We start from the raw sequence: 13,071 nt of genomic DNA on the forward strand, positions 1-13,071 counted from the left end.
GCCGCCGTGCGCGGCCCCATCGGCATCACACCGTGAGATACGCGCGCCGCACGCTTTCGTCGGCCGCCAATTCAGCCATCGTGCCGGAATAGCGGATCTGGCCTTTCTCCAGCACGTAGACGCGGTCGGACACCAGCTCGGCGAAATGGACGTTCTGCTCGGACAGCAGGATGCTCGCGCCCTGCGCCTTCAACGCCAGGATCATCTGCGCCATCTGCTCGACGATGACCGGCGCCACGCCCTCCGACGGCTCGTCCAGCAGCACCAGATACGGATTGCCCATCAACGTGCGCGCCACGGTCAGCATCTGCTGTTCGCCGCCGCTCATCTGCCCGCCGGGACGGTCCTGCATGGCGCCCAGGTTGGGAAACAGCTGGTACAACGCCTGCGGCGTCCAGTGCGTGGCCTGCGTGCCGTCGGGCCAGCGCCGCGGCGCCTGCCGGCCCACCTCGAGGTTCTCGGTGACCGTCAGGTCGGTGAACACGCGCCGGTCTTCGGGCACGAAGCCCAGGCCCAGGCGCGCGATCTCGTAGGGCTGGCGTCCGGTAATGTCCTGCCCCATGAAGCCGATGCGGCCGGTGCGGCGCGCCAGCAGTCCCATCACCGCCTTGATGGTGGTGGACTTGCCCGCGCCGTTGCGGCCCATCAGGGCTACGACCTCGCCGCGGCGCACCTCGAAACCCACGTCGAACAGGATGTGCGCGGCGCCATACCAGGCGTTCAGGTCCTCGACCCGCAACAGCGGCTCGTCCGAAGATGGCCTGGCGGTGGCGGCCGCGGGGGATTCTGCGACGGCGCTCATGCGGGCACTCCTGCTGCAGGTTTCTCGAAAGTCTTGCCGGTGCCGAAGTAGACCTCCTGCACCTTGGGATGGTTGCGGATCTCCTGCGCGCGACCCTCGGCAATGAGGCTGCCGCGCGCCAGCACGATCATGCGATCCGCATAGGCGAACACCACGTCCATGCTGTGCTCGGTGAACAGCACCGCCATGCGGCGGTCGACCACCAGGCGCTTGGTCAGCGCCATCAGTTCATTGCGCTCGCGCGGCGCCATGCCGGCCGTGGGCTCGTCCATCAGCAGCAGCTTGGGATCGTTGGCCAGGCCCATTGCCAGCTCGACGCGCTTCACGTCGCCGTAGGCCAGTTCGCTGCAGGGCCGGTCGGCCTGGTCGCGCATGCCTACCTGGTCGAGCAGGTCCAGCGCCTGATCCCGATATTGCCTGCCCGCCTGCGACCACAGCGAATAGATGCGCCGGTGATGCGACAGCAGCGCCATCTGCACGTTCTCGACCACCGTGAGGGAAGCGAAGGTGGCCGCGATCTGGAAGGTGCGGCCCACGCCCAGGCGCCAGATGTCGCGCGGACGCATGCCGGTCAGTTCCTGGCCTTCGAGCCTGACGGATCCGGAGGTGGGCGGCAGCTGGCCGCCCACCATGTTGAAAGTGGTGGACTTGCCGGCGCCGTTCGGCCCGATCAGCGCCAGCAGTTCGCCGGCGGCCAGGTCGAAGCTGATGCCATTGACGGCCTTCACGCCGCCGAACGATTTGTTCAGATCCCGGACTTGCAACAGCGCGCTCATGCCTGCTTCTCCTCGCGCACGGCGATGCCGTGATTGCCGTCGCGGCGATTGCCGTCGCGGCGATTGCCGTCGCGGCGATGGCCGTCGCGGCGGTGGCCGTCGCGGCGGCTCACTCGCTGCCAGAGCTGCCGGAACGACCCGGCGATGCCCTGCGGAAAGGCCAGCACCAGCAGCAGGATCACGCCGCCCAGCAGGGCGCGCCAGTATTCGGTCAGCCGCATGACGTAGTCCTGCAGCACGTTGAACGCCGCGGCGCCCACCACCGGACCGACCAGGGTCTGGATGCCGCCCAGCAGCACCATCACCAGGCCGTCGACCGACTTGCCCACCGCCATGGCGTCGGGCGAGATGCTGCCCTTGGAGAACACGAACAGCGAACCTGCCAGCCCCGCGAACACGCCTGCCAGCACGAACGCCGCCCACTGCACGCGCTTGACGTCGATGCCGATGGCGTCGGCGCGCAGCATCGAGTCGCGGCCGGCGCGCAGCGCATAGCCGAACGGCGCGAACAGGATGCGGCGCAGCACCAGCATCGACAGCGCGGCCAGCGCCAGCACCAGGTAGTAGTACGCGTTGCCGGACAGCCAGTCGGCCGGCCACACCCCGATCAAGCCGTTGGAACCGCCCGTGAAGTCATCCCACTGGAACACCACCGACCATACGATCTGCGAGAACGCCAGCGTCAGCATGGCCAGGTACACGCCCGACAGGCGCACGCAGAACCAGCCGAACACCAGCGCGCCGGCTGCCGCGGCCAGCGGCGCGAACGCCAGCGCCAGCTCCATGGGCAGCGACGCCGCCTTCAGCAGCAGCGCGGCCCCGTAGGCGCCCAGGCCGAAGTACGCCGCATGGCCGAACGAATGCATGCCGCCCGGCCCCATGATGAAGTGCAGGCTGAGCGCGAACAGGGCCGCGATCAGGATGTCCTGCGCCAGCACCGGCGCATAGGGCAGCCATGTGTCCAGCAGAGGCAGCACCGCCAGCGCCGCCAGCACTGCCAGCGCGAACACCCGGAAGGCGCCCGAGGACGGGCGCAAGGGCGCCTCGGCCGGCGCCGAGTTGCGGCTGGCGCCCTGGGGCCGGCCGAACAGGCCCCATGGCCGGAACACCAGCACCAGGGCCATGAACAGGAACTCGACCACCAGCGTCAGCTTCGAGAACGACACGTCGATGCCCAGGATGGTCATGTTGCCCAGGCCGATGCACAGCGCCTTCAGTTCGGCGATGATGAGCGCGGCGACGTAGGCGCCGGGAATGGACCCCATGCCGCCCACGACCACCACGACGAACGCATCGCCGATGACGCGCAGGTCCAGACCCAGGCTGGCGGGCTCGCGCGGCAGCTGCACCGCGCCGCCCAGGCCGGCCAGCATGGCGCCCAGCGCGAACACGCCCGTGAACAGCCATGCCTGGTTCACGCCCAGCGCGCCCAGCATCTCGCGGTCTTGCGTGGCGGCCCGCACCAGCGTGCCCCAGCGCGTGCGCGTCAGCAGCAGCCACAGCAACCCCAGCACGACGGGGCCGATGAGGATCAGCACCAGGTTGTAGACCGGATACTGGCGGCCAAGCAGATCGATGGCGCCGGTGAGGCCGGGCGCGCGGCGGCCCAGCAGGTCTTCCGCGCCCCAGATCCACAGCGTGGCGTCGTTGATCACCAGCACCAGCGCGAACGTGGCCAGCAGCTGGAACAACTCGGGCGCGCGATAGATGCGTCGCAGCAGCACGATCTCGACCAGCGCGCCGAACACGCCCACCAGCACCGCGGCGGCGACCAGCCCGAACCAGAAGCCCAACGCCGTGCCGCCTATGTGCTCGACCACGGAATACGCCGCGTACACGCCCAGCATGTACAGCGAGCCGTGCGCGAAGTTGACGATGCGGGTGACGCCGAAGATCAGCGACAGCCCCGCCGCGACGAGAAAGAGCGAAGACGCCTCGGCCAGGCCGTTGAGCAACTGCGCGAGAAAACCGGTGAAATCCATGGCCAGCACACCACCTGATCAGCGAGGCAGGCGCCTCAGTCGCCCTTGCGCAGCTTGCGCACCTCGTCGTCCGGCGGCATGACCGATCCGCCGTCGACGTAGCGGAAGTCGGTCATGATGCCCTTGCCGTCCTGCCTGGCCAGCTTGCCCACGTAGGCGCCCATGGTGGACTGGTGGTCGAGCGCGCGGTATTCGATGGGGCCGAACGGAATGGTGAGCTTCAGGCCGGCGAAGGCCTTGATCAGCGCCTCGGTGTCGGCGGAACCCGCGCGCTTCATGCCCTCGGCCAGCGACTTGATGGCGCTGTACCCCACCACCGAGCCCAGCCGCGGATAGTCCTTGAACTTGTCCTGGTAGGCCTTCAGGAACGCCTTGTGCTCGGGCGTGTCGATGAACTGCCAGGGGTAGCCCGTGACCACCCAGCCCTCGGGCGTTTCGTCGCGCAGCGGATCGAGATACTCGGGTTCGCCGCTCAGCACGCTGACCACGGGACGGCCCTTGAACAGTCCGCGCGTTTCGCCCTCGCGCACCAGCTTGGCCAGGTCGGCCGCGAACAGCACGTTGAAGATGGCATCGGGCTTGGCATCGGCCAGCGCCTGCACCACGCTGCCCGCATCGACCTTGCCCAGCGGCGGAGCCTGCTCGGCGACGAACTCGATGTCGGGCTGCGCCGCCTTCATCAGCGTCTTGAACGTGGCCACGGCCGACTGGCCGTACTCGTAGTTCGGGTAGACGATGGCCCATCGCTTCTTGTTCATCTTCACGGCTTCGGGCACCAGCATGGCCACCTGCACGTAGGTCGAGGTGCGCAGGCGATACGTGTAGCGGTTGCCGTTTTCCCAGGTGATCTTGTCGGTCAGCGGCTCGCTGGCCAGGAAGAACACCTTCTTCTGCTTGGCGTAGTCGGTCAGGGCCAGGCCGATGTGCGACAGGAACGAGCCCGTCAGCACGTCGACGCGTTCGCGCGACACCAGCTCTTCCGCCGCGCGTACGGCCTCGCCGGGATTGGCGTTGTCGTCGCGGATGACCAGCTCGAGCTTCTTGCCGTTTACGCCGCCCGCGGCATTGACCTCGTCCAGGGCCAGCTGCATGCCCTTGCGATAGGGGTCGAGGAAGGCGGGCTGCGCCTTGTAGCTGTTGATCTCTCCGATCTTGATGACGCCCTGCGCCCACGAGGGCGTGGCCGTCGCGGCGAACCAGGTCAGGCTGGCGGCCGCGAGGATCCGGAAACTGCGAATACGACCGTTCATGTTTTCCCCTTGAATGAGTGACGGCGTCGGTGCGTCGGCTGCGATCCGGACAGATGGCGCGGCCTGTGCTTATATAAAGCGTACACACTCAAATTCTGCATGCATTCGAGCAATCCGGCAGGCATAACCATTATCAGGACATGGATATTCGAAACCCTACGGGATTACCCGGATATTCGCGTGAAATCAGCGTGTTAAGGCAATATTCCACGCCCTGTAGTAGAGCGTTTTCACAGTGGAATGCCCCGCGCCGGGGCATTCTCGCACGTGAAAAATAGAGCGTCGTCACTGAATTCGGACTAGGACTTACCCTAGTGGCGGGCGTGCGGGCGCGACGTCGCGCACTACGGCGCCGGCGCACCGTCCATCTCGCTCATCTTGCGCAGCAGGTACAGAATGGCCACCCGCTCGGCCGGATTCAGGTCGCCGAAGGTGCTTTCGCTGATGCGCTGCGCGAACGGCACCATCTCGCCCACCAGCGCATGCCCCGCGTCCGTCAGCGTCACCAGCACCTTGCGGCGGTCCGCGGGGTCATGCGAGACCGCCAGCAGTTCGCGGGTCTTCAGACGCTCGATCACCCCGCGGACCGTGGCCTGGTCGATGGCCGTGGCCTTGACCACCTCGACCAGCGAACATGCCTGCCGGTCGCGCACGGCGCACAGCACCACGAACTGCGCGGCCGTCAACTGCGAATCGGGAATCGTCTGCTGGAAGATCGCCATGTGGCGCTGGTACGCGCGGCGCAGCAGATGGCCCACCTGGTCGGAGAACTGGTAGGAAGAGTCGGGCGCTTGCGCGCCCGGCGTTGGACGCGATGCTTCCTCGGATCGGGGCATGGACGATGGCGTGGGCGAGAGCGTATCGGGACGGCACGTGTGCCGATGCGGGCGCGATGGCCTGCCCGCAGTATACCGACCGATGCCCGGCCCTCAACCAGGACGGATGCCCGACTTCCTGATGATCGGCCCCCACTTGGCGCGTTCTTCATCGGCGAAGCGGGCCAGGTCTTCGGGCGTGCCGCCGGCGGGCTCGTAGCCCAGCTGAAGCAGCCGGGCGCGCGCCTCCGGCTCGTGCAGGATCTGGTTGACGGCCTGGTTCAGGCGGTCGACCACGGACCTGGGCGTGCCCTTGGGCGCATACAGCGCATTCCACGCGATCACCTCGAAATCAGGCACACCCTGCTGCGCCACGCTGGGCACGCCCGGCAGCAGTTCACTGGGTCCCTGGCTCGTCACGGCCAGCGCCCTGAGCTTGCCGCCCGCGACCTGCGCGCGGGCCACGGCCACGGTATCGATGAGCACCGGAATCTGCCCGCCCATCACGTCGTTGACAGCCGTGGGCGACCCTTTGTAGGGCACGCCGAACAGCGGCGCCTGGGTCTGGTCCTTCATCAGTTCGAGCACCAGCTGCGCGGTGGTGCTGGGCATGCCCACGTCGGCCGCGCCCTTGCCGCGACGGGCCGCGGCCAACAGATCTCCCACCGATTGCAGCTTCGAATCCGCGGCCACCATCAGCGCCATGGGGAACGTGGCCACCAGCGCGATCGGCACGAAATCCCGCTTCGCGTCGAAGGTGAGCTGCGGATAGAGAAACTCGTTCAGCGCGTGCGTGGCGTTGGTGCCCATCGTCAGTGTGTAGCCATCCGGCTCGGCGCGGGCCGCGACGTCGGTACCGATGTTGCCGCCCGCGCCGCCCCGGTTCTCCACGTAGAAGGCCTGGCCAAGTCTGGCGGACAGTTTCTCGGCGAGATAGCGCGTGGCCACGTCGGTGCCCTGGCCGGCCTGGTAGGCCACGACGATACGGACCGGCTTCTCGGGATAGGCGCCGCGCGCGGCATGGGGACTGAGACTGAAAAAGGCCGCGACCGACAGGGCCGCGGCCGACAGCATGGCGCGATTCATGATGATTGTCTCCTCGTTATGGGATGACGGCATTGCTTCGATGCCGCCCGTTACCGCTATTCAAGTTCGCCGCGGATCTCCTTTTCGTGTGCCGACAGGGCGGGCGGCGCGTGACCCACCGCACCGGGCGTGGCGGACAGCCGGATCGGCACGCCCAGTCCTCGATACGCGCCGCTGCGCACCACCATGCCGCGATGCGCCGCATGCGCCTGGTCCAGCGCCTGCGGCACCGTGTTGACCGGCCCGGCGGCAATGCCTGCCGCCATCAGTTCGGCGCACAAGCGCTCGCGCCCGAACTCGCGCAGGCTCGTCTCGATCTCTTTGCGCAGGTCGGGCGAGTTCTCGACGCGCGAGGCGTTGGACACAAAGCGGACATCGCCGGCCAGCCCTTCGCGGCCGATCACTCGGCAGAAACGCGCGAACTGCGCGTTGTTCAGGATGCCCAGGAACATCGGGCCGTCGCGGGCTTCGAACTGGTCGTACGGCGCGATGTTGGGATGGGCGCTGCCGGTGAGGGCCGGCGCCTTGCCCGAATGAAACCAGTTGGACGCGTGCGGCACCAGCAGGCTGAGCGCCGTGTCGAACAACGTGGTTTCGACGCGTTGACCGCGGCCGGTACGCTGCCGCGCCACCAGGGCCATCAGGATGCCGGCCAGCGCGGTGTAGCCGGTCAGGTGGTCCACCACCGGCACGCCCAGCCGGGTCGGGCCGGAGTCCGGCGTGCCGTTGACGCTCATCAGGCCGCACATGGCCTGCAGCACGGCGTCATAGCCCGGCAGGCCGCCCAGCGGGCCATCGTCGCCGAAGCCGGTGATGCTGCAGTACACCAGCCTTGGAAAGCGCTCGGCCAGCGCCTGCTCATAACCCAGGCCCCAGCGCTCCATGGTGCCGGGCAGGAAGTTCTCGACCAGCACGTCGGCGTCGCGCAGCAGGCCCAGCAGCGTCTCGCGTTCGTTCGCGAGCGTCAGATCCAGGGCGATCGAACGCTTGCCGCGATTGAGCGCCTGGAAGTACGCCGCGTCGCCGCTCTCCGCGAACGGCGGCCCGAGCCGCCGCGTATCGTCGCCCGCGGGCGGCTCGACCTTGACCACCTGTGCGCCATGGTCGGCCAGGATCTGCGTGCACAGCGGCCCCGCCAGCACCCGCGACAGGTCCACGACCCGCACGCCCGCCAACGCGCCGGCCGAAACGGCCGCCCCACCCTCTGCCGTCGCGCCCGAGGTGTCGTTCATGCTGCCTCCTCCTCCGTTGCGTCGCCGCGCGAGGCGGCGCGCTGACATTCGGGATCAGCCGCGCGAGGGCAGCTCCACCACGCCTGTGCCCAGCACCGACAGTTCGCCATCCTGATTCTCGGCATGCTGGTCGATCTCGACCAGGTGGCGCCCGTCTTCCACGTACTTGCGCAGCACCTTGCCCTTGATGAACAGCATGTCGCCTGCGGGATTGTGCCGGCGGATCTTGCATGCGGACTTGCGCAGCATGCCGTCGTCACCCATCCAGTTGGTCAGGTGATGGGTCAGCCAGGAATTGCGCTCGGGACCATAGTCGTACGCGCCCGGCGCACCCACTTCCAGGGCGAAGTCTTCTTCCCAGTGCACGCGCTCCGGCACGTCCGGGATGCCGAAGCCGTTCTTGATGCCCACCCCCGGGTGCGCGTCGATCAGGCGCCACGCCAGCTTGTTGGCGCGGATGTACAGGCCGCCCCAGCCTTGGGCGTAGGCAATGAAGCCGGTGACCGTCATGGGCCCCTTGAACATCACCGGCAGCGCCTGGCCCTCTTGCACGTCTTCCCAATAGCGCTTCTGCGCGCCGCGCACTTCTTCCTGCGCATACAGCTTGTAGGCTTCCGCCAGCTCCTCGTCGGTGTAGCGGCGCGGCGCGCGCGCGCGCACCTCGCGATACTTGGTGCCCTTCTCGCGCGCATGGTCGCGCTCGGTGCGAAAGCACCAGCTGTCCGCCTCCGCCACCTTGTCGCCCTGCTGGTTGTAGAAATCCACGTGATAGATCTGCTGGATGGCGCGGCCCGCGAACCGGGTCTCGTGCTCTATCAGGTCCTTCAGCACCGCCTCTGTGGAGATCTCGTCATTGCGACGCACCTGTTTGTGCCAAGTCCAGTCGGCGCCCGACCACATGGCGTGTACGCCCGGCAGGCCTCCCACATACCCCGACACGATGCGACTGGTGGAGAACAGGAAGCTGGGCAGCGCGACGATGCCGCCATGCGCGGTGCGGGCCGCATAGTCCGGATCGCACCACAGCGGATTGTCGTCGCCGATGCCATGCGCGTAGTGGCGGATGTTGTCGCGCGTGGCCTCGTAGCACCACGGTTCCGCGGTCGCGCCGATCTTCACGCCGATGCGGCGGCGCAGATCGTCGAGATCCCGTTCGGTGATCTTGGGGAAGGTGCGCTCGGCGGTGAACTCGGTGGCGCGTTCGGTGATGATGGACATGCAGGGTCTCCTCGGTGTTCTCGATGTTCGGGCTCGGGTGGTATCGAAGGGGTGAAGTCAGGCGCCCGCGGCTTCCTGCTCGCGCAGTTTCTTGCGGTGCACCTTGCCGGCCGGGGTCTTGGGCAGTTCGTCGACGAAGGCGACGTGGCGCGGATACTCGTGCTGACTGAGCCGCGTGCGCACCAGGTCCTGAATCTCGCGCACGAAGGCCTCGTCGGGATCGCGCGGTGACACCACGAAGGCCTTGACCACCTGCCCGCGCAGCGCGTCGGGCACGCCGATGGCGGCGGCCTCCCGCACGTCGCGGTGCTTCAGGATGGCGTCCTCGATCTCGACCGCGCTCATGGTCCAGCCGGCCGAGATGATGACGTCGTCGGCGCGGCCCGCGTGGTAGTAGTAGCCATCCTCGTCCACGCGGGCCAGGTCCTTGGTGGGCAGCCACGCATCATGGCGCCACACCATCAGTTCTCCGACCTGGCCTGGCGCGGCCGGCTGGCCGCCGGCATCCCGCACCATGACGCGGCAGCCCGGCACCGGCTTGCCCAGCGAACCGGGGCGCACCGGGAAGTCGGCCGCCCCCGGATAGCTCGCCAGGATCACGCCGATTTCAGTGGTGCCGTACATGCTGCGCGGCGCGTGGCCGAAAGTCTGCTCGACGAACTCGGCCGTGGCCCCGTCGATGGGCTCGCCGGTGTACGAGACCTTGTCCAGGAAGTAGCGATGGCGGCCGGCTTCGCCGCTGTTGCGCATCATGCGGTAGTGCGTGGCGGCGGCCGAGATGTTGGTGAAGCGGTGCTGCTCGAGCGCCTGCAACAGGCGGGCGGCGTCGAACTTTCCGGCATAGGCGCCCACCGTCAGGCCCAGCGCCAGCGGCGCCAGGGTGCCATGCCACAGGCCATGCCCCCAGGCCGGGGACGAAGGACAGATGTAGCGGTCGCCGGGCCGCAATCCCGTGCCGTACAGCGCCGCCACCATCAGCGTGACGAGCGCCCGGTGAGAGTGCCTGACGGCCTCGGGCAGCTCCCGCGTGGTGCCCGACGTGTACTGGAATACGGCAAGGTCGTCGGCGCGCGTGTCGACGCGGTACGTATCCGGATGGCGTGCCAGTTCGGCTTCGAAGCCGGCGTCGGCCACGATGGTGTCCAGGCCGGCGATGCCCTCGCATACGCCGGCTTTCTCCCCATTGGTGATCATCAGCCGCGGCGTGCAGTCCTGCACGCGCAGCCGCACGCCATCCGGCCCGAACAACGTGAACAGCGGCACCGCGATGGCGCCGCGCTTGATGGCGCCGAACAAGGCCACGTAGAAGGCGCGCGAGGGCTCGAGCATGATGGCCACGCGGTCGCCGCGCTGCACGCCGCGAGCCTCGAGGTAGTGGGCGAAGCGCGATGAGTCGCGCGCCAGCTCCCTATAGGACAGGGTCTGGTCGCCGCCCCGGGCGCGCACCAGCACGATGGCGGGATGCGCGGCGTCGGCATGCCGGTCTATGCACTCGTGGGCGATGTTCAGGCGCTCGCGGTCGCCGTCGAACAACCGCCACAGGGCCTCGCGCGACCAACGGGCCTGCGCATCCGCGTACGTCGTGTAGTCCGTCAGTTTGCTCATCGCTGCGGGATTCCTTGCGTGGCCCGCGACAGCGGGCGTTACGGGTACGGCATGGGAGTTACTTTGCGCTCGGCATCTATGATTGTCAAATAGAATATTTGATTGTATATATACAATTTTTTAGGCGCGCTTCGGTGTATCGAGCGACGCGGCGGTCTGGTAGAAAGTCGCATCGATAACGCCTCTGCACGAACCTTCCATGACCGACTCTTCTTCTACTGATTCCGGATCCCCCAGCGCGCGTGCCGCGTACGGCACCCGCGTGCGGCCGGTGCCGGCGGTCACGCGGGCCATCGCGATCCTGCGACTGCTGACGCAGACCCGCGAACCGCTCAGCGCCAAGCAGGTGGCGCAGGCGCTGCACATCGTGCCCAGCACGGCGCTGCACATACTGCGCGCGCTGGTGGCCGAAGACGTCATCACCGTCGATGCCGCCAAGCGCTACCGACCCGGGGCCGGCATGCTGGCGCTGGCGCGAGGCATGCTCGAGCACAACTCCTTCCGCACGGTGGTGCAGCCCGCCCTGGACCAATTGAGCCGCACGTGGCAGGTCACGGCCATCGGCGTCGAAACGCCGAGCCTGGATCAGATGGTCGTGCTGGCACTGGCGCGTTCGCCTTTGCCCTTCAGCCTGCACGTGGACGTGGGCAGCCGCTTCCCGGGGCTGATCAGCGCCACGGGGCGCCTGGTGGCCGCCTACAGCAACGAGCCTTGGGACGCCATCGCACAGCGCTTCCGCCAGCTGCGCTGGCAGCACCCCATCGACATCGACACCTGGCGCAAGGAGCTCGAAACGGTGCGCGCACAGGGCTACAGCGTCGACCGCGGCGGCTATATCGGCGGCATCACTATCGTGGCCGTGCCCATCATCGATTCCACCGGCCGCCTGACCCACACCATTGTCTGCGCCGGCGTCAGCAACACCATGGATGGCGCGCAGGCCGACGCGCTTATCGCCGACATGCAGGCTCGCGCCGCCGAAGTGGCAAGCCTGCTGACGCACTGACCACCAAGGAGCGCACCATGCCCGACATCCCCGAGTCGAACGACTGGAAGCGCCACGACCTGGGCGGCTTCGCCGGCCTCGTCGGCCCGCTGTACACGCGCCGCACCGAGTCGGGCCGCGCCTACGCGATGCGTGCCGAGTCGCGTCATCTCAATCCGGCCGGCATCGTGCATGGCGGCATGATCGCCACGCTGCTGGACCATGCGCTCAGCGCGTTGTCATGGGAGGCCGCCGGCCGCGTGCCGTGCGTGTCCGTGCAGCTGGACACGCAGTTCTACGCGCCGGTGCAGGAGGGATCGCTGATGGTGGTGCAAGGACGTGTGAAGCATCGAACAGGAAGCATGATGTTCACGTCGGGGGAAATGACGGTGGATGACCAGGCCTGTGCGTCGGCCCAGGCCGTGGTGAAGATCCTGATGCCGGCGAAGCCGGCGTAGGCGGCGTAGCGCAAGAGCGCGTTCGTTATCATCGTCGGAACCGCAACGATTCCGTTTCCCCCAGAACCGCGGCGGACCAACGACTCATCACCGGGAAGCAGCGTGATCCTGGCGACCAGCCGCTGGCACGCCCGCCTTCTGATCGCCGTTGCATTGGCCGCCACCCAAACCGAACGGAGCCCTGGAATGCGCAAGCGTAGTTGGAGTATGGCACTGCTGTTGTCGTTCGCTGCCTGCGGGGCGCAGGCGGCCGCATCGTGCGACGACGCGGCCACCCAGAGCGAGATCAACCAGTGCGCGCAGCAGGCCTATCAGGCCGCGGATGCGGAACTGAACGTCGCCTACGGGAAGCTGATGGCGCGGCTGAAGGACGATCCGCAGCGCGCCGAAAAGCTGCGCGCGGCGCAGCGGGCGTGGCTGGGGTTCCGGGACGCGGAATGCGGATTCGTCAGCGCCGGGACCGCGGGCGGCACCGCCCAGCCCCTGGTGACCGGCCAGTGCCTGGAGCAGCAGACGCGGCGGCGCGTCGACACGCTGCAGAGCTACATGCAGTGCGAGGAAGGCGACCTGAGCTGCGCCGTTCCGGCGCAGTAGCGAGGCAGCGAGCCACAACGGCAAACGAAAGGCCGCAGCGGCAAAGAAAAAGGGTCTCCGATGGAGACCCTTTTTGGAATTGGCGCGCCCGAAGAGATTCGAACTCCTGACCCCTTGGTTCGTAGCCAAGTACTCTATCCAGCTGAGCTACGGGCGCTTGGTAAAGAGGCGAAATTATAGCAGGGATTTTTTGCTTGTCCAGTCACCTGTCATACGGAGGCAATGGGGCGACGCCCCGCCAGGCCGACCCGTCTGGATAGACCTCGGC

The 13,071-nt window shown here is 67.6% G+C and carries 12 protein-coding genes and 1 tRNA gene; 3 read left to right on the forward strand and 10 right to left on the reverse strand.

Features of this window, described 5'->3' with window-relative positions; genetic code table 11:
- Positions 1-25: 25 nt before the first annotated feature.
- From CAL15_RS11515 to CAL15_RS11555, 9 genes are all read right to left on the reverse strand, one after another.
- Entirely contained in the window at positions 26-802 is a 777-nt protein-coding gene (locus CAL15_RS11515; RefSeq protein WP_086078714.1) for an ABC transporter ATP-binding protein, read from the reverse strand.
- Positions 799-1,578 carry an ABC transporter ATP-binding protein gene (locus CAL15_RS11520; RefSeq protein WP_086078715.1) on the reverse strand — a complete coding sequence of 260 codons (780 nt, stop codon included), beginning with the start codon at positions 1,576-1,578 and terminating at the stop codon, positions 799-801. The genes CAL15_RS11515 and CAL15_RS11520 overlap by 4 nt, the downstream gene beginning before the upstream one ends.
- The gene (locus CAL15_RS11525) at positions 1,575-3,560 is read right to left on the reverse strand and encodes an ABC transporter permease (RefSeq protein ID WP_086078716.1); all 1,986 of its coding nucleotides are present in this window, start codon (positions 3,558-3,560) and stop codon (positions 1,575-1,577) included. Before CAL15_RS11525 ends, CAL15_RS11520 begins: the two co-directional genes overlap by 4 nt.
- A 35-nt stretch (positions 3,561-3,595) precedes the next feature.
- Entirely contained in the window at positions 3,596-4,810 is a 1,215-nt protein-coding gene (locus tag CAL15_RS11530; protein WP_086078717.1) for an ABC transporter substrate-binding protein, read from the reverse strand.
- 344 nt (positions 4,811-5,154) lie between these two features.
- Positions 5,155-5,646, reverse strand: coding sequence for a MarR family winged helix-turn-helix transcriptional regulator (locus CAL15_RS11535; RefSeq protein WP_086078718.1), 492 nt, complete (start codon positions 5,644-5,646; stop codon positions 5,155-5,157).
- A gap of 93 nt (positions 5,647-5,739) precedes the next feature.
- Complete coding sequence (locus tag CAL15_RS11540) at positions 5,740-6,711, reverse strand: Bug family tripartite tricarboxylate transporter substrate binding protein (protein WP_086078719.1); 972 nt, start codon at positions 6,709-6,711, stop codon at positions 5,740-5,742.
- A gap of 56 nt (positions 6,712-6,767) precedes the next feature.
- Entirely contained in the window at positions 6,768-7,943 is a 1,176-nt protein-coding gene (locus CAL15_RS11545; protein ID WP_086078720.1) for a CaiB/BaiF CoA transferase family protein, read from the reverse strand.
- A 54-nt stretch (positions 7,944-7,997) separates the two neighbouring features.
- Positions 7,998-9,161: an FAS1-like dehydratase domain-containing protein gene (locus CAL15_RS11550; RefSeq protein ID WP_086078721.1), complete on the reverse strand. Its 1,164-nt coding sequence runs from the start codon at positions 9,159-9,161 to the stop codon at positions 7,998-8,000.
- A 57-nt stretch (positions 9,162-9,218) separates the two neighbouring features.
- Positions 9,219-10,766 (reverse strand): acyl-CoA synthetase, encoded by a 1,548-nt coding sequence (locus CAL15_RS11555; RefSeq protein WP_086078722.1) that lies wholly within the window; start codon positions 10,764-10,766, stop codon positions 9,219-9,221.
- A gap of 199 nt (positions 10,767-10,965) precedes the next feature.
- Between CAL15_RS11555 and CAL15_RS11560 the strand changes: the two genes are divergently transcribed.
- From CAL15_RS11560 to CAL15_RS11570, 3 genes are all read left to right on the forward strand, one after another.
- Positions 10,966-11,772, forward strand: a complete 807-nt coding sequence (locus CAL15_RS11560) for an IclR family transcriptional regulator (protein WP_086078723.1) — start codon at positions 10,966-10,968, stop codon at positions 11,770-11,772.
- Between the two features lie 17 nt (positions 11,773-11,789).
- The gene (locus tag CAL15_RS11565) at positions 11,790-12,209 is read left to right on the forward strand and encodes a PaaI family thioesterase (RefSeq protein WP_086078724.1); all 420 of its coding nucleotides are present in this window, start codon (positions 11,790-11,792) and stop codon (positions 12,207-12,209) included.
- Positions 12,210-12,416: 207 nt separating this feature from the next.
- Entirely contained in the window at positions 12,417-12,803 is a 387-nt protein-coding gene (locus CAL15_RS11570; RefSeq protein WP_232468187.1) for a lysozyme inhibitor LprI family protein, read from the forward strand.
- Positions 12,804-12,883: 80 nt separating this feature from the next.
- Here the strand turns inward: CAL15_RS11570 and CAL15_RS11575 are convergent.
- Positions 12,884-12,960: transfer RNA gene (locus CAL15_RS11575), tRNA-Arg, on the reverse strand.
- Positions 12,961-13,071: the final 111 nt, after the last annotated feature.

The sequence above is a fragment of the Bordetella genomosp. 13 genome (assembly GCF_002119665.1).
GTDB lineage: Bacteria > Pseudomonadota > Gammaproteobacteria > Burkholderiales > Burkholderiaceae_B > Bordetella.